The 17,072-nt window shown below is 71.8% G+C and carries 12 protein-coding genes; 9 read left to right on the top strand and 3 right to left on the bottom strand.

Annotated features, from left to right (window positions below; all coding sequences use genetic code 11):
• From MET9862_RS24040 to MET9862_RS24020, 5 genes are all read left to right on the top strand, one after another.
• Positions 1 to 808: ABC transporter permease (locus MET9862_RS24040; RefSeq protein WP_142585416.1), on the top strand; the 808-nt coding region annotated here is incomplete at its 5' end.
• Positions 809 to 922: 114 nt separating this feature from the next.
• Positions 923 to 2,449, top strand: a complete 1,527-nt coding sequence (locus MET9862_RS24035; protein ID WP_142585414.1) for a phytoene desaturase family protein — start codon at positions 923 to 925, stop codon at positions 2,447 to 2,449.
• Between the two features lie 184 nt (positions 2,450 to 2,633).
• On the top strand, positions 2,634 to 3,395 hold the full coding sequence (locus MET9862_RS24030) for a lysophospholipid acyltransferase family protein (protein WP_142585421.1): 762 nt from the start codon (positions 2,634 to 2,636) through the stop codon (positions 3,393 to 3,395).
• Complete coding sequence (locus tag MET9862_RS24025; RefSeq protein WP_244612877.1) at positions 3,392 to 4,537, top strand: glycosyltransferase family 2 protein; 1,146 nt, start codon at positions 3,392 to 3,394, stop codon at positions 4,535 to 4,537. Before MET9862_RS24030 ends, MET9862_RS24025 begins: the two co-directional genes overlap by 4 nt.
• Positions 4,538 to 4,590: 53 nt before the next feature.
• On the top strand, positions 4,591 to 6,276 hold the full coding sequence (locus MET9862_RS24020) for a thiamine pyrophosphate-binding protein (protein WP_142585412.1): 1,686 nt from the start codon (positions 4,591 to 4,593) through the stop codon (positions 6,274 to 6,276).
• A gap of 50 nt (positions 6,277 to 6,326) precedes the next feature.
• On the opposite strand, the gene MET9862_RS24015 is transcribed toward MET9862_RS24020, so the two are convergent.
• Positions 6,327 to 7,514: a zinc-binding metallopeptidase family protein gene (locus MET9862_RS24015; protein ID WP_142585410.1), complete on the bottom strand. Its 1,188-nt coding sequence runs from the start codon at positions 7,512 to 7,514 to the stop codon at positions 6,327 to 6,329.
• Positions 7,515 to 7,791: 277 nt separating this feature from the next.
• Here MET9862_RS24015 and MET9862_RS24010 point away from each other — a divergent pair, with 277 nt between their 5' ends.
• From MET9862_RS24010 to MET9862_RS24000, 3 genes are read left to right on the top strand one after another with little or no spacing between them, the layout of a single operon-like run.
• Positions 7,792 to 11,061, top strand: a complete 3,270-nt coding sequence (locus MET9862_RS24010; RefSeq protein ID WP_185156984.1) for a transglutaminase family protein — start codon at positions 7,792 to 7,794, stop codon at positions 11,059 to 11,061.
• The gene (locus MET9862_RS24005; protein WP_142585406.1) at positions 11,058 to 13,580 is read left to right on the top strand and encodes a circularly permuted type 2 ATP-grasp protein; all 2,523 of its coding nucleotides are present in this window, start codon (positions 11,058 to 11,060) and stop codon (positions 13,578 to 13,580) included. The genes MET9862_RS24010 and MET9862_RS24005 overlap by 4 nt, the downstream gene beginning before the upstream one ends.
• A complete protein-coding gene (locus tag MET9862_RS24000) occupies positions 13,577 to 14,497 on the top strand; it encodes a transglutaminase family protein (protein ID WP_142585404.1) in 921 nt (306 codons plus the stop codon). Before MET9862_RS24005 ends, MET9862_RS24000 begins: the two co-directional genes overlap by 4 nt.
• Before the next feature lie 6 nt (positions 14,498 to 14,503).
• Here the strand turns inward: MET9862_RS24000 and mntR are convergent, their stop codons facing one another.
• Positions 14,504 to 14,965, bottom strand: a complete 462-nt coding sequence (mntR, locus tag MET9862_RS23995) for a manganese-binding transcriptional regulator MntR (RefSeq protein WP_142585402.1) — start codon at positions 14,963 to 14,965, stop codon at positions 14,504 to 14,506.
• Between the two features lie 206 nt (positions 14,966 to 15,171).
• Here mntR and MET9862_RS23990 point away from each other — a divergent pair, with 206 nt between their 5' ends.
• Positions 15,172 to 16,515, top strand: coding sequence for an Nramp family divalent metal transporter (locus MET9862_RS23990; protein ID WP_185156983.1), 1,344 nt, complete (start codon positions 15,172 to 15,174; stop codon positions 16,513 to 16,515).
• A 130-nt stretch (positions 16,516 to 16,645) separates the two neighbouring features.
• Here the strand turns inward: MET9862_RS23990 and MET9862_RS23985 are convergent.
• Positions 16,646 to 17,072, bottom strand: a 427-nt coding sequence (locus tag MET9862_RS23985; RefSeq protein WP_280178991.1) for a DNA translocase FtsK, incomplete at its 5' end; no start/stop codon positions are given.

Below are 17,072 nucleotides of genomic sequence, written 5' to 3'. Positions count from 1 at the left end.
GGTCCGGCTCGCGGCCGAGGCCATCGCAGGCCAGGCCCCGGACGCGGGCGGCAGCCGCGGCGTGATCGTCACCACCAGCTCAATCGCCGCCTTCGACGGCAAGATCGGCCCGGACGAGCGCGCCTTCCTCGATGCCGCCTTCGCCGAGCAGCGGGCGAAGCGCGAGCCCTTCAGCTTCTCGGCGCTGGTGGAGCGCCGGGGCACGGCCGCGGCCGCCGGCAATGCGCGCGTCAGCTATTATGCCGGCGCCATCGCCGCGGTCTTCCTGCTCTTCGCCGCCATGCAGGGCGCCCTCTCCCTGGTGGACGAGCGCGAATCCGGCCTCGCCGACCGGCTCAGCGCGGGCCCCGGCGGCCTCGCCGTCATCATTCTCGGCAAGTTCGCCTTCCTCACGCTGCAGGGGCTCGTCCAGGCCGGGCTGATCTTCGCCGCCGCGGGCCTCCTCTACGGCGTCGCCATCGGCCCGCACTGGCTGCCGTTCCTCGCGACCTGCCTTCTCGTCTCCGCCATGGCGGCGGGGCTGGCGCTCGCGGCCTGCGCGGCGGCGGCGACCCGCCAGCAGGCGCATCTCTGCGCGACCTTCGGCGTGCTTCTGCTCTCGGCCATCGGCGGCAGCATGGTGCCCCGCTTCCTGATGCCGCCCTGGCTGCAGCAGGCCGGCTGGCTCACCCCCAACGCCTGGGCGATCGAGGCCTATCAGGGGGCGCTCGGCGACGGGGCCGCGTTGACCGCCTGGGGCGTGCTGGCGGCTCTGGCGCTCGCCGGGCTCGCCCTCGCCCTCGGCCTCGCGACCCGGCGGCCGGCATGAGCCCCCTTCGTCACCCTGTCGCGCGACGGCGGAGCGCGTTGACCCCGCGCCCGGCGCGCACGACCATCAGCCCCGGCGGTGCGCCGCCCGGGCGTTCCGTAGGAGCGTAACGCGATGCAGTCCGGTTCGTCGGTCGCCGTCATCGGCAGCGGTTTGGGCGGGCTCGCAGCCGCCTGCGTCTCGGCCGCGCGCGGCCACCGGGTCACCCTCTACGACAAGAACGACTGGCTCGGCGGCAAGGCGGCGGTGCTGCACGAGGGTGGCTTCCGCTTCGACATGGGGCCGACCATCCTCACGGTGCCCCGGGTGCTGGAGCGGATTTTCGCCGAGGCCGGCCGCAGCGTCCACGACTACATGGACCTGCGCCGTCTCGACCCGCAATGGCGCTGCTTCTTCGACGACGGCACCCGCATCGATCTGATGCAGGACGTCGCGACGATGGCGGCCGAGATGGAACGCTTCGTGCCGGGCGCCGGGGCCGGCGAGGGCTACAAGAAGTTCCTGGCGATCTCCGAGCACCTGCACGGCGTCTCGGAAAAGTTCTTCTTCTGGAAGCCGGTCGAGGATCTGTTCGACACGATCAACATCCGCGCCAACATGAATCCGGGCACGCTGCGCGACGTGCTCTCCCTGCGCATGCACGCCTCAGTGGCGAGCACCATCCGCGGCAAGGTGAAGGATGGCCGCCTCGCCCAGATGCTCGACCATTTCGTGCAGTATGTCGGCTCCTCCCCCTATGGCGCGCCCGCCGTTCTCTGCGCCATCGCCCACATGCAGACGGCCGACGGCGTCTGGTACCCGATGGGCGGCACCCGGGCCGTGGCCGAGGGGCTGATGAAGCTCGCCGAGGAGCTCGGCGCGACCTTGAAGCCCAACACCGAGGTCACCGGCCTCGACATCGTGGACGGCGCCGTGCGCGGCCTGCGCACGCGGGAGGGCACGGCGTCCTACGACGCCGTGATCTCGAACATGGATTCGGTGCGGACCTACCGCGAACTCGTGGGCGGCGCGGCGGGCAAGGCCTACGAGAAGAAGAACCCGGAGCCCGCCTGCTCGGGCGTGGTGCTCTATCTCGGCCTGAACCGGCGCTACGAGCACCTGAACCACCACGATTTCGTGTTCTCGCGCGATCCCGAGGAGGAGTTCGACTGGATCTACCGCCGGGGCGAGCCGGCGCCGGACCCGACCGCCTATCTCGCCGCCCCCTCCTCCACCGACCCGTCCGTGGCGCCGGAGGGCGGGGAGGCCCTCTACGTGCTCGTGCACACCCCCTATCTGCGGCCCCATCACGACTGGTCGAAGATGTTCCCGGCCTATCGCCAAGTGATCCTCGACAAGCTCAAGCGCACCGCCGGGATGCCGGACCTCGAGGAGCGCATCGTGGTCGAGCGCCATCTCACGCCGCAGGACATCCACGACCGCTACAAGGTGCTGAACGGGGCGATCTACGGCCTCGCCTCGCACGGGCGCGTCATGGGCGCCTTCAAGCCCGGCAACCGCTCGCGGCAGGTGCGCGGCCTCTATCTGGCCGGCGGCGCGGCCCATCCCGGCCCCGGCATGCCGATGGTGATGATGTCCGGCTGGATCGCGGCCGACGCGCACGACCAGGATGCCCGCGGCGGCCTGCGGAAGTCGGCGTGACGATGCTGCGCCCCGTTCCCGCTCCCTTCGCGGGGAGAGGGGGCGTGTGGCCTCCGGCTCCGAACCCGACGCACCGGCCCGCATTGATCGACCCTGTCCCGCAGGCGCGGAGGACACGCCCGTGACCGGTCCCGCGCTCCGCGCCTCCGACCTGCCCCGCGTCTCGCCCGCGCTCTGGCGCTTCATGGCGGCCTATTTCGAGCGCTTCACCCGGCGGCACCTCAACGCCGTGCGCCTCCCGCGCTGGGGCTGGCCGGACTGTGCCGGCCATCCGGGGCCGATCGTCGTCTACTGCAACCATCCGGCCTGGTGGGATGCGGCGGTGGTGATCCTGCTCGCCGCCAAGTTGTTCCCGGAGCGCGAGGGCCGGGCGCCCTTCGACGCGCGGATGCTCGCCCGCTATCGGATCTTCCAGCGCATGGGCGCCTTCGGCGTCGATCTCGACAGCCCGCGGGGAGCCGCGCAGTTCCTGCGGAACGCCCGCGCCATCCTGGCCGATCCGCGGCGCATGCTCTGGATCACCGCGCAGGGGCGCTTCGTCGACGCGCGCGCCCGGCCGCTGGGCCTGAGGCCCGGCGTCGCCCGCCTCGCCGAACTCGCGCCGGACGCCCTCCTCGTGCCGCTCGCCCTCGACTACGCCTTCTGGGAAGAGCGCGGGGCCGAGGCCTTCGCCGCCTTCGGGCCGCCCGTCACCGCGGCCGAACTCCTGGCCATGCCCCGGAGCGAGCGCCTCGCCCGGCTGGAGCGGGACCTCGCGGCGGTGCTCGACCGGCTCGGTGCCGATATCGTCAGCCGTGAGCCCGAGCGGTTCCGGCCGCTGCTGGCGGGCCGCAAGGGCGTCGGCGGCATCTACGATCTGTGGCGGCGCCTCGCCGCGCTGGCGGCCGGCCGCCGCTTCGATCCCGCCCACACGATCGAGCGGCCGACCGGGGAGCCCCTGCCGTGAGCCTCGATCCCACCGTCGTTCTCGCGCTGCTCTGCCTGGCGGTCGCGCTGCAGCCTGCCCTGTTCGCCGCCATGAATCTCATCCTGCTGCGGAAGCCGGAGCCGGAGCCCGGCGGCTCGGGCCTCGTCTCGATCCTGATCCCGGCCCGCAACGAGGCCGGCACCATCGCGGGCACCGTGCGTGCGGCCCTCGCCTCGACCGGGACGCCCGTCGAGGTGCTGGTCGGCGACGACCACTCGACCGACGACACCGCCGCGATCGTCTCCGGCCTCGCCGCGGAGGATCCGCGCCTGCGTCTCGTCCCCGTGCCGAGCCTGCCCGAGGGCTGGACCGGCAAGAACGCCGCCTGCGCCCATCTCGCGGCCCAGGCGCAGGGCGCGCATCTCCTCTTCATCGACGCCGACGTGACCCTGGCGCCGGAGGCGGCGGCGCGGCTCGCGGCCCACGCCGCGCGCACGGGCGCCGATCTGGTCAGCGCCGTGCCGCGCCAGCGCATGGACAGCCTCGGCGAACGCCTGACCGTGCCGATGATCAACTTCCTGCTGGTCAGCTACCTGCCGGTGGCGGCGATGCGCGCCTCGCTCCAGCCGAGCCTCGGCGCGGCCTGCGGCCAACTCATCCTCGCCGCGCGCGCGGCCTATGCCGCGACCGGCGGCCATGCCGGCATCCGCACCTCGCTCCACGACGGCATGCGCCTGCCGCGCCTGTTCCGGGCGCATGGCCGCCGGACCGACCTCGTGGCGGGCCGCGATCTCGCGCGCTGCCACATGTACCGGGGCTTCCGCGAAGCCTGGGCCGGCTTCTCCAAGAACGCCCACGAGGGCATGGCGACGCCCCGCGCCCTGCCCGTCTGGACCCTGCTGCTGCTGCTCGGCCAGATCGTGCCCTGGCTTCTCGTCGCGGCGGGCCTGTCCGGGCTCATCGCGCCGGCCGCCCTGGTCCTGGCCGCGACCGCCCTCGCCCTCTCGCTGGCGACGCGGGCCGCGATCACGCTCGCCGTCCGCGAGCCGTGGCCGACGATTCTGCTCCACCCCGCCACGGTGCTGGTGGCGCTCGCGATCCAGTGGAACGTGCTGCTCCGCCGGGAGCGGGCCGGCGCGGCGAGCTGGAAGGGCCGCACCTATCCGGTCGGTCGAGCCTGAGGACGCAGAATCGGGTAGGCTCCCGGGCCGGGACGGCACCACGAGGAGAGCCCATGATCGCGACGGTTGATGCGCTGGCCCCGCGGCGGGGAGCCGCCCTGCTCCTGGAGGTGCTGCGCTCCGAGGGCGTGCGCCACATCTTCGGCAATCCGGGCACCACCGAGCTGCCGCTGATCGATGCGCTCACCGAGACGCCGGACATCGCCTACGTCCTCGCCCTGCAGGAGGCGAGCGCCGTGGCCATGGCCGACGGCTACGCCCAGGCGGCGCGGCGCCCCGCCTTCGTCAACCTGCACACGGCGGGCGGGTTGGGGCACGGCTTCGGCAACCTGATCAACGCGCACGTCTCCGGCACGCCGCTCGTCGTCACCGCCGGCCAGCAGGATTCGCGGCACGCCATCACCGACCCGCTCCTGTTCGGCGACCTCGTCGCCATCGCCGACCCGGTGGTGAAATGGGCCCGCGAGGTCACGAACGCGGACCAGCTCGCGATCCTGCTGCGGCGCGCCTTCCACGATTGCGGTGCGGCGCCCTCCGGGCCGGTGTTCCTCTCCCTGCCCATGGACGTGATGGACGCGATGACCGCGGCGCCCGCGGGCGAGGTCTCGACCATCGACCATCGCGCGGTGGCGGGCTCACTCACCATCCTCGCCGACCGGCTCGCCGGGATCGCGCCCGGCCGTCTCGCCCTGATCGCGGGTGACGAGATCGATTCGAGCGACGCCTCGGCGCAGGCGGTGGCGCTCGCCGACGCCCTCGGCGCTCCCGTCTACGGCTCGTCCTGGCCGGCGCACATCCCCTTCCCCACCGCGCACCCGCTCTGGGCCGGGAACCTGCCGACCAAGGCCAACGAGATCGCCGAGATCCTGGGCGCCTACGACGCGGTCTTCGCGCTCGGCGGCAAGTCCCTGATCACCGTGCTCTACACGGAGGGCTCGGCGGTGCCGCCGGGCACGCGGGTGTTCCAGCTCTCGGCCGACGTGCGCGACCTCGGGCGGACCTACACCACCGAATTGTCGATGGTCGGCGACATCCGCGCCTCCCTCGACGTGCTGCTGCCACTGCTGGCCGAGCGCCTGCGCCCCCGCGCCGACGCCTACGCCGCGCTCCGGGCGCGGGCGGCCGGGGCGCGGGCGGAGCGCAGGGCCAAGCTCGCGGCGGCGGCGGATGCGGCCTTTGCGGACCCGGTGATTGCGCCGCTGGTCGCCGCCCGCGAGGTCGCCCGCGCGGTCGGGCACGACACGGCGATCGTGGACGAGGCGCCGGCCACCCTCGTCCATCTGCGCACCTTCCTCGACAGCCCGAACACCCATCAATACGCGGCGATGCGCGGCGGCGTGCTTGGCTGGGGCATGCCGGCCTCGGTCGGCTACTCGCTGGGGCTCGACCGCGCGCCGGTGGTCTGCGTCGTCGGCGACGGCGCGGCTCTCTACTCGCCGCAGGCCCTCTGGACCGCCGCGCACGAGGATCTGCCGATCACCTTCGTCGTCATCAATAACGCCGAGTACAACATCCTGAAGCGTTTCATGAAATCGCAGGATCACTACGCTTCGGTGCGGGCCAACCGCTTCATCGCCATGGACCTCGTCGATCCGCGCATCGACTTCCCGGCGCTCGCCGCCTCGATGGGCGTGCCGGCCCGACGCGTCACGGCCGCCGGTGACATCGCCCCGGCGATCGAGGCGGGCATCCGGTCGGGCAGGCCGAACCTCGTGGAAGTCGTGGTCCAGGCGACGTGAGGAGACCTCGGGGCGAGGGCCGGCATCGGAGGGTCTCCGAATGGGCCCGCTCACGCGGTCGGCGCGGCGACCTTCTGCCGGAGCCCGGTGATCACCGCCTTCAGGATGTCGAGGCCGGTCTCGCTACCGTCCTGGACGGGCGCGTCGCTGCGCACGGCGTAGATCAGCTCGTGCACGAAGGCGAGCTTGGCGATCACGGCCGGCGTCAGCGTGAACGGGTAGAGCGCGCTCTGGCCCATGCTGCGCGAGAGCGAGTTGATCGCGTAGGTGAGCGGCAGCCACGCCTCGATCAGCCGGTCGAGGTCGGCCGTCTTGTAGGGATCGAAATCGATCACCACCGGCGCGGATGGGCCGCGCCGCAGGCGCGGGCGCAGGTGCAGCTCGAAGGTCGAGGCGGTCTCGATCGTGTCGACGATGTGCAGGTAGTGGGCGAAGGTTTCGGCGAAGTCCTCCCAAGGGTGGCTGGTCGCGTAGGTCGAGACGAAGGATTCTTCCCAGTCGGCGGGGGCGCCGTTGGCGTAATGGGTCTGGAGGGCGCCCGCGTAGTTCAGGCTCTCGTCGCCGAACAGGGCCCGGAAACGCTCCAGATTCGGCCCGTTCATCACGAGCAGGTACCAGAAATAGTGTCCGATCTCGTGGCGGAAGTGGCCGAGCAATGTCCGGTAATGCTCGCCGAACAGCGTACGACGCCGCTCGCGCTCGACGTCGTCGGCCTCGGCGATGTTCATCGTGATGAGGCCGTTGATGTGGCCGGTCATCACGGGCGGGCCGCCGACATAGGTTTCGGACGGATCGACCAGGAAGTCGAAGGCGAGCCCGTCCGTGTACTGCGCGCGGGTGGCGAGCGGCAGCTCGAGGCGCAGCAGCGAGTAGAACAGCCGGTGCTTGGCCGTCTCGATCTGGCGCCAGCGGGTGAGGTTCCACGGGATCGTCAGGTCCGGCACCACCCGGTTGTGGCGGCAGGTGACGCAGAAGACGTCCGGCTGCTCGTCGGGCACCAGCCAGTTGCAGGCGCCATGGGCCGCGTTGGCGCAGAAGCGGTAGCGCCGGCCGGGATGGGCATAGGCGTGGAAGACCGGGGTCTCGGCGAGGTTCGGCTGCACCGAGGTGCCGACCGGCTCGAGTGCCGAGACCTCGTGACGGTCGCAGACATAGCCGAGCCGGCGCTCGCAGCTCTCGCAGGCGGTGGCCTCGAAGGTCACCGGCTGGTCGCAGGCCTGGCACTGGAAGATCTTCATGGCCGGTTCCGTCGGCGGTCCCGTCGCCGAGCGCCCATCGATGGGCCGAGCGGCCGTGATGGGCAAGCCGCCGCGCCGGTGCCCGTTCCCGCGTAATCGCGACTTGACCGGCAAGGTTCCCGTCCTGCCTAACCGGCTAACAGGAATCCCTCCCTCGGTCGGACGGGAGGGCCGCATGGAAATTGCTTGGGGCTGCCCCGCTGCGCCATACCCAATGTCGCAGATATGCGAGAGCCTGCCGCGGCGTCGGCGTTCGACCTTCAAGACGAGAGTGACCGTGTCGATCAAAGCAGCCCTGCACCACGTCACCCACTACCGTTACGACAGGCCGATCAGCCTCGGGCCCCAGGTCATCCGCCTGCGCCCGGCGCCGCATGCGCGCGTGAAGATCCCGGCCTATGCCCTGAAGGTGACGCCGCAGAACCACTTCCTGAACTGGCAGCAGGATCCGAACGGCAACTGGCTCGCGCGGCTGGTCTTCCCGGAGAAGACGGACGAACTGAAGATCGAGGTCGATCTCACCGCCGACATGGCGGTGATCAACCCGTTCGACTTCTTCGTCGAGGACTACGCCCAGGCGATGCCCTTCGCCTACGATGCGGACCTGAACGGCCAGCTCGCCCCCTATCTCGTCCTCGACGAGGCGCAGGGCCCCGAGATCGACGCCTTCCTGGCCGCCCTGCCGCAGAAGACGCAGGAGACGAACACCGTCCGCTTCCTCGTCGCGCTGAACCAGATCGTCGCCAACGAGATCGCCTACGGCGTCCGCATGGAGCCGGGCGTCCAGACCGCCGCCGAGACCCTGACCCTGAAGAGCGGCTCCTGCCGCGATTCGGCTTGGCTGATGGTGCAGATCCTGCGCCGGCTCGGGCTCGCCGCGCGCTTCACCTCCGGCTACCTGATCCAGCTCGTGCCCGACACCACGGCGGTGGACGGGCCGGAGGGCACCAAGACCGACTTCACCGATCTGCACGCCTGGGCCGAGGTCTACCTGCCGGGCGCCGGCTGGGTCGGGCTCGACGCCACCTCGGGTCTGCTCTGCGGCGAGGGCCACATCCCGCTGGCCTCGACGCCGCATTACCGCTCCGCCGCCCCGATCTCCGGCCTCTCGGAGCCGGCCGAGACCGAGTTCGACTTCGCCATGGGCGTGGTCCGCGTCGCCGAGACCGCGCGCATCACCAAGCCCTACTCGGACGCCGTCTGGTCCGAGATGGACGCGCTCGGCGACCGCATCGACGCGGACCTCGCGGCGCAGGACGTGCGGCTGACCATGGGCGGCGAGCCGACCTTCGTCTCGGTGGACGATTTCGAGCATCCCGAGTGGAACACCGCCGCCGTCGGGCCGACCAAGCGGGATCTGGCCGACAAGCTGATCCGCCGCCTGCGCGACCGCTTCGGGCCCGGCGGCTTCCTGCATTACGGCCAGGGCAAGTGGTATCCGGGCGAGAGCCTGCCGCGGTGGGCCTTCGGCCTGTACTGGCGCCGCGACGGCAAGCCGATCTGGAACGACGCCGCGCTGATCGCGCCCGAGGCTGGCACCGACGCCACCATCACCCAGGCGCGCGCGCTGATCGAGGCGCTCGCCGATCGGCTGGCCTTGCGCGCCTACGTCATCCCGGCCTTCGAGGATTCCGAGTACTGGGAGAAGGAGCGCGAGCGCCTGCCGGTCAACGTCACGCCGATCCGGCCCGAGAGCGGCTCTGTCGAGTACGATGCCCGGATCGCCCGGGTGTACAAGCGCGGCTTCGGCGAGCCGGCCGGCTACGTCCTGCCGATCGCGAGCCTGCCCCGGAGCGGCGATGCCGACCGGGTCTGGATCTCCGAGGCCTGGGAGTTCCGCCGCGGGAACGCCTTCCTGGTGCCCGGCGATTCGCCGGTGGGCTTCCGCCTGCCGCTGGCCCAGCTGCCCCACGTGCCGCCGGACAGCTATCCCTATTATCAGCCGCAGGACCCGCTCGAGGCGCGGGCGGACCTGCCCGAAGCCGCCGGCCAGGCGCCCCGGCCGAACGGCGCCGGCATCGCAGGCGTCGCCGTGCGCACGGCGCTCGCCGTCGAGCCGCGCGACGGGGTGCTGCGGGTGTTCATGCCGCCGCTCCAGCGCGTGGACGAATATCTCGAACTCGTCGGCCATCTGGAGGCGGCCGCGGCGCAGTGCGGCCAGCCGATCCATATCGAGGGCTACGAGCCGCCCTACGACCCGCGCGTCAGCGTCATCAAGGTCACCCCCGATCCGGGCGTGATCGAGGTCAACGTGCACCCGGCCGCGTCGTGGCGCGAGGCGGTGGATATCACCACCGGGCTCTACACGGAGGCGCGCCAGACCCGGCTCGGCGCCGAGAAGTTCATGACCGACGGCCGCCACACCGGCACCGGCGGCGGCAACCACGTGGTGGTGGGCGGCGCGACCCCCGACGACTCGCCCTTCCTGCGGCGCCCCGACCTGCTCAAGAGTCTGGTGCTCTACTGGCAGCGCCACCCGGCGCTCTCGTACCTGTTCTCGGGTCTCTATATCGGCCCGACGAGCCAGGCCCCGCGCATGGACGAGGCCCGCCACGACGGGCTCTACGAACTGGAGGTGGCGCTCAACCAAGTGCCCGCGCCCGACCAGCCCAACATCCCGCGCTGGCTCGTGGACCGGATCTTCCGCAACATCCTCGTGGACGTGACAGGCAACACCCACCGGGCCGAGATCTGCATCGACAAGCTCTACTCGCCCGACGGGCCGACCGGCCGCCTCGGCCTCGTGGAGTTCCGTGCCTTCGAGATGCCGCCGGACGCGCGCATGAGCCTCGCCCAGCAGCTCCTGCTGCGCGCGCTGATCGCCTGGTTCTGGCGCGAGCCGCAGGCGGGAACCTGTGTCCGCTGGGGCACGGGCCTGCACGATCGCTTCATGCTGCCGCATTTCCTCTGGGCCGATTTCCTCGGCGTGCTGGATGATCTCGCCCGGGCCGGCTACGCTTTCGACCCTCTCGCCTTCGAGGCACAGAGCCAGTTCCGCTTCCCCGTCTTCGGGCGGGTGGAGCATGGCGGCGTGCATCTCGAGCTGCGTCAGGCGCTGGAGCCGTGGCACGTGCTCGGCGAGGAGGGATCGAGCGGGGGGACCGTGCGCTTCGTCGACAGCTCCGTCGAGCGCCTGCAGGTGAAGGTGAACGGCTTCGTGCCGGGTCGCCACGTCATCGCCTGCAACGGGCGCCGCCTGCCGATGACCGGCACCGGCACCGCGGGCGAAGCCGTGGCGGGCCTGCGCTTCAAGGCCTGGCAGCCGGCCTCGTCCCTGCATCCGACGATCCCCGCCCATTCGCCGCTCACCTTCGACATCCTCGATGCCTGGAGCGGGCGCTCGCTCGGCGGCTGCCGCTACCACGTCGCCCATCCGGGCGGGCGCAACTACGAGACGCATCCGGTCAACGCCTACGAGGCGGAGGGGCGCCGCCTCGCCCGCTTCCAGGCGCACGGCCATACGCCGGGCCGGGTCGCGATGCCGCGCGAGGAGGGGAATCCCGAATTCCCGCTCACCCTCGACCTGCGAACGCCCGGGCCGCAATGACGCCGCTCGGGGACCTTGGGGATGCGGCGGGCTGCGCAGAGCGGCTCGCCCGCTGGACTGCCGGGTACAGCCCCCTGCCGGGGCGGCCCGACGCCTATCTCGCCCCCGACGGGTCCCCGCGCGGTGCCTGGCCGCGTCTGCTCGACCGGCTCGGGCGCCTGAGCGAGCCGGAGATGATGGCCCGCTTCGTCTCGGCGGAGCGGCACATCCGCGATGCCGGGATCTCCTTCCGCGTCTACGGCGATCAGCGCGAGCATGCCTGGCCGCTGGGCTCCCTGCCCCTCGTCATCGAGGCCGACGAGTGGCGTGCCCTCAGCGCGGGGCTGGTCCAGCGCGCCGAGCTGATGGAGATGATCCTCGCCGATGTCTATGGACCCGGCGACCTGGTGGCGGGGGGCTTCCTGCCCGCCGCCCTGGTGGCGGGCTCGCCCGAGTTCCTGCGGCCCCTTCACGGCCTCCAGCCGCCGGGCGGCCGCTTCCTCAAGCTCTACGCCGCCGATATCGGCCGCGGCCCGGACGGGCGCTGGCAGGTGCTGGCCGACCGCACCCAGGCGCCCTCGGGCATGGGTTGGGCGCTGGAGAACCGGATGGTGCTCGCCCGCACCTTCCCCGACGTCTTCGACGAGCTGCGCGTCGAGCGCTTTCCCGCCTTCTTCCAGGCCTTCCGCGAGGGGCTCGCGGCCGGGGCCGAGCGGGCCGATCCGCGCATCTGCCTGCTGACCTCGGGGCCCTATTCGAGCACCTATGTCGAGCAGGCCGCGCTCGCCCGCTATCTCGGCCTGCTCCTCGTCGAGGGCGACGACCTCGTGATGCAGGACGGGCGGCTGCACGTGCGCACCGTCTCCGGGCTGAAGCGCGCCGACGCCCTCTGGCGGCGGATCGATGCCGACTATCTCGACCCGCTGGAGCTGAACCCGGCCTCCCGGCTCGGCGTGCCGGGCGTCTTGGAGGCCCTGCGTAACGGCAGCCTGGTGATGTGCAACATCCCGGGCTCGGGCCTGTGCGAATCGGGCGCCCTCGGCGCCTACCTGCCGGGTATCGCCCGGCGCCTGCTCGGCGAGGATCTGAAGCTCGGAGGACCGCCGACCTGGTGGTGCGGCGACCCGGACGGCCTCGCCCATGTCCGCGACAACCTCGACGCTCTGACGCTGCGCCCGGCTGCGACGCCGCAGCGCGGCGCCGGGCGCGATGCCATCCTCGGGCCGCAGGCGCTGGCCGCCGACCGCGAGCGCACGGTGGCGGCGCTCCGGGACCGGCCCTTCGACTATGTCGGTCAGGAACTCGACCCGCTCTCGACCATGCCGAGCTGGGAGCGCACCGGCTCCGGGCTGCACCTCGTGCCTCGTCCCTTCGTGCTTCGTGTCTTCGCCGCGCACACCCCGTCCGGCTGGCAGGTGATGCCGGGCGGCTTCTGCCGCGTCGCCGAGCGCGACAATCTCGACCCGACCGAGCTGCGCCTCGGCATCCGCTCGGCCGATGTCTGGGTGCTGTCCGACAAGCCGGTCGACAGCACCAGGCTCGTGCAGACACGGACGCCGCGGGTGCGCCGCATCCCCGGCCACCTGCCCGCGCGCGCCGCCGATGGCCTGTTCTGGTTCGGCCGCTACGCCGAGCGCGCGGAGGCGGTGATCCGCCTCGTGGTCGCGCATCTGCGCAGCATCGGTGACGCGCTCGCCACCGATATCCGGGGCAATCCGCACGGCCCGACCGCCGAGCGCATCCGGACCCTCCTCACCGAATGGGGGGCGGCGAGCGCGGCGGGCCTGCCGACCGCCATCCTCGCCCAGGAGGCGCTGACCGGCCGCGAGGTCCGCGGCTCCGCCCGCGCCCATATCGAATCGGCTCGTCGCAACGCTGCGATGCTGCGCAACCGGCTGTCCGGCGAGGCTTGGCGCGTGCTCGCCGATCTGGTGGAGCTGCTCTCCCTGGATCCCGGCCGCGCCTTCACCGAATCGCAGCTCCTCGGCCGGGCCGAGCGGGCGCTGAGCCACCTCTCGGCCCTGTCTGGCCTTTCCCAGGAGAATCTCAACCGGGCGGCGGGTTGGCACTTCGTCGATCTGGGCCGCCGGATCGAGCGGGCGATCAACACCTGCGACTTCGCCCTCGCCTTCGCCCATGACGAAGCGAACCCGGAGAGCCTCGGCGTGATGCTGGCTTTGTGCGACTCGCAGATCAGCTACGGGGCCCGCTACCTCGAGGGCGTCGCCCTCGATCCTGTCCGCGACCTCGTTCTGCTCGACCCCTACAACCCGCGCTCCATCGCCTTTCAGGCGGAGGCGATCGCGCGGCACCTTGCCGAGCTGCCGTCGCTCTCCGCCGACGGCGTGCCCGAGCCGCAATGCCGGCTGGCCGCGCGCATCGTCGCGGAGTTCCGGTCGAGCGAGGCGGCCGATTTCGACGCGGTCGGCATGGCCCGCATGGAGGCCGAGCTGGAGCGGCTGGCCGACTCGATCGGCGCCCGCTACTTCGCGCGCGGGCCGGAGGCCATGCGTCCCCACAAGCTTGCGGGGCTCGGGTGATCTACACGCTGCGCCACCGCACCACCTACCGCTACGGCCGGCCCGTGCGCTTCGCGAGCTGCTCGCTGCGCCTGCGCCCGCGCGACGGCGATGGGCAGGTGGTCCAGTCGAGCGCGGTGACGATCACCCCGAGCCCGGCCTCGGCGGTGGCCCGGCGCGACTATTTCGGCATCGAGGCGCTCGGCATCACCGTCGACGTGCCCCACACCGAGTTCGACGTCGAGGCGGTGTCGCGGGTCGAGGTCTCGCGGCCGGAGCCGCCTGCGCCGGAATCGGGGCTGCCCTGGGACGAGGTCCGCGACGCGGTGGTGGCCTCCCGCGATCTCGGCGCCGACGCGCCCATCCACTTCCTGTTCCCGAGCACGCGCGTGCCCCTGGTCCCGGAGGTGACGGACTACGCCCGCGCGAGCTTCGTTGCCGGCCGCAGCGCCTACGGCGCGGCCAACGACCTGATGCACCGCATCCGCACGGATTTCCGCTTCGACGCGCGGGCGACGAACGTTCACACCCCCCTGGCCGAGGCCTTCGCCCTGAAGGCCGGCGTCTGCCAGGACTTCGCCCACGTGATGATCGCGGGCCTGCGCGGCATGGGCCTGCCCGCGGCCTATGTCAGCGGCTATCTGCGCACAGCGCCGCCCCCCGGCCAGCCGCGCCTGCGCGGCGCCGATGCCAGCCACGCCTGGGTCGCGGTCTGGTGCGGGGATGCCTGGCGCGGCCTCGACCCCACCAACGACCTGGCCGTGCGCGACGACCACATCATCGTCGCCCGCGGCCGTGATTACAGCGACGTCGCCCCCATCGACGGCATCGTCGCCGGCTCGGGACGGCAGAAACTCAAGGTCGAGGTCGATGTGATCCCGGACGGCGAGGAGGCCTGCGGCGAGCCGGAAGCGCCGGCGCTGGCGCTCGCCGAGTGAGGCTCCTCAGGCTCCGGCCCGCCCCTCGGCGAAGCGCCGGAACGCCTCCAGCGTCTCGCCGCTCACATGGTGCTCGATCCCTTCCGCGTCGCGCCGCGCCGTCTCCGCGCTGACGCCCAGTGCGCAGAGGAAGCGCTCGACGATCCGGTGCCGCTCGCGCGCCTGCGCCGCCAGGATCTGCCCGGCCTCGGTGAGGAAGACGCCGCGATAGGGCCGCTGCTGCACCAGCCCGTCCTCGGACAGGCGCTTCAGCATCTTGGCGACCGTCGGCTGCGCCACGCCGAGGCGGGCGGCGATGTCCACCTGGCGTGCCTCCCCGCCATCACCGATCAGGTCGGCAATCAGCTCGACATAATCCTCCGCGAGTTCCGAGCGGCGCGCCTCGCGGGCCTGCCGGAAGCTCGCGACGTGGACCTCCGGGTCGACGAGATGGTCTTCCGCGGCTGCGGTCGGTCGGCGAGCCTGCATCGGTCGGGGCACCTCGGATGGACGTTCGGGGGCGTTTTGCCGACCTTCTACCCCAGGAGCGCCCCGCTCGGGAGCCCCCGCAGTCCCGGATCACGCAGGACTTCGGATCCGCGCCTCCGCTCATGCAGACCCGGATTTAGCTGTTCACAAGCGTTATAGCATTAGCTATATCTCGCGCAGTCCAGTCCCCGATCCGAACGAGCGCCGTGAACGTCCTTCCCCGCGACACCGCCTGGCGCCTCGGCCGGGTGCAGGATGAGCCGAGCCTCGGCGCGTTGAACGGCAGCGTGGCGGTGCAGGCCGGCGGCTCCTGGCTGCGCCGGCTGATGGGCTTTGTCGGGCCCGGCTACATGGTGGCCGTCGGCTACATGGACCCCGGCAACTGGGCCACCGACATCGCGGGCGGCGCCCAGTTCGGCTACACCCTGCTCGCCGTCATCCTGATCTCGAACCTGATGGCGATCGTGCTGCAGGCGCTGAGCGCCCGGCTCGGCATCGCCACCGGACGCGACCTCGCTCAGGCCTGCCGCGACGCCTATTCCCGGCCGGTCGGCCTCGCGCTCTGGCTCGCCTGCGAGGCGGCGATCATCGCCTGCGACCTCGCCGAGGTGATCGGCACGGCGATCGCCCTGAAGCTCCTGTTCGGCATTCCCCTGACGCTCGGCGCGGTGATCACCGCCCTCGACGTGCTGGTCGTGCTGCTGCTCCTGCGCCGGGGCTTCCGCGCGCTGGAGGCCTTCGTGATCGGCCTGCTGACCGTGATCTTCGTCTGCTTCGCCGCGCAGATCGCCCTGGCCGCGCCCCCCATCGAGGCGGTGCTCGGCGGCTTCATCCCCTCGCGCGAGATCGTGACGAACCCGGCTGCCCTCTACATCGCCATCGGCATCATCGGGGCCACGGTGATGCCGCACAACCTCTACCTGCACTCGGCCATCGTGCAGACCCGCGCCTATCCGCGCGATCTGGAAGGCCGGCGGGCGGCCCTGCGCTTCGCGGTGACGGATTCCACGGTCGCGCTGATGCTGGCGCTCTTCGTCAACGCCGCGATCCTGATCCTGGCGGCCTCGGTCTTCCACGCGGGCGGGCGTACCGACGTGGAGGAGATCGAGCAGGCCTACGAGCTGCTGTCGCCGCTGCTCGGCGCCGGCATCGCCTCGACGCTGTTCGCGGTGGCCCTCCTCGCCTCCGGCCTGAACTCGACGGTGACGGCGACGCTGGCCGGCCAGATCGTGATGGAGGGCTTCCTGCGCCTGCGGCTGCCGAACTGGGCGCGCCGCCTCGTCACCCGCGGCATCGCCATCGTGCCCGTGGTCGTCGTCACCGCCCTCTACGGCGATGCCGGCACGGCGAAGCTCCTGGTGCTGAGCCAGGTGGTGCTGTCGATGCAGTTGCCCTTCGCGGTGATCCCGCTCGTGCGCTTCGTCTCGGACCCGGCCAAGATGGGGGCGCTGGTGGTGCCGGGCTGGCTCAAATGGCTGTCCTGGGCCATCGCCGGGCTGATCGTGGCGCTGAACGTCAAGCTCTTGGCCGACACGGTGATGGGCGGCTGAGGGCGGCCCAATCCCGGGATTCCAAAGGGATCATCCCTTTGGTGGGGTGTTGGGGCGAAGCCCTGATCTGCATGCCCCAGGGCTCCGCCCTGCACCCCGCGAGAGGGATGATCCCTCTCGACTCCCGGGATTACATCCCCTGCCCTTCGGTCTCGACCAGGATCTCGCGCTTGCCCGCGTGGTTGGCCGGGCCGACGATGCCCTCGATCTCCATCCGCTCCATCAGCGAGGCGGCCCGGTTGTAGCCGATCTGCAGGCGGCGCTGGATGTAACTGGTCGAGGCCTTCTGGTCGCGCAGCACCACCTGGACCGCCTGCTCGTAGAGGTCGCCGCCGGTCTCGCCGAAGGCACCCTGGTCGAAGACCGCGCCGTCGATCTCGAGGTCGTTGCCGCCGCCCTTGGCCCCTTTGGCCGGGGCCTCGTCCTCGTCGGCGGTGACGGCGTCGAGATAGGCGGGGCGGCCCTGGCGCTTGAGATGGGCCACCACGCTCTCGACCTCGGCATCCGAGCAGAACGGCCCGTGCACGCGCGTCGTCCGCCCGCCCCCGGCCATGAAC

Origin of the sequence: Methylobacterium symbioticum, from assembly GCF_902141845.1 — a bacterium.
In the GTDB taxonomy this organism is placed as follows: Bacteria; Pseudomonadota; Alphaproteobacteria; order Rhizobiales; family Beijerinckiaceae; genus Methylobacterium; species Methylobacterium symbioticum.
Note: the sequence above shows the minus strand (reverse complement) of the source record. Positions and strands in the feature narration are given on the sequence as shown.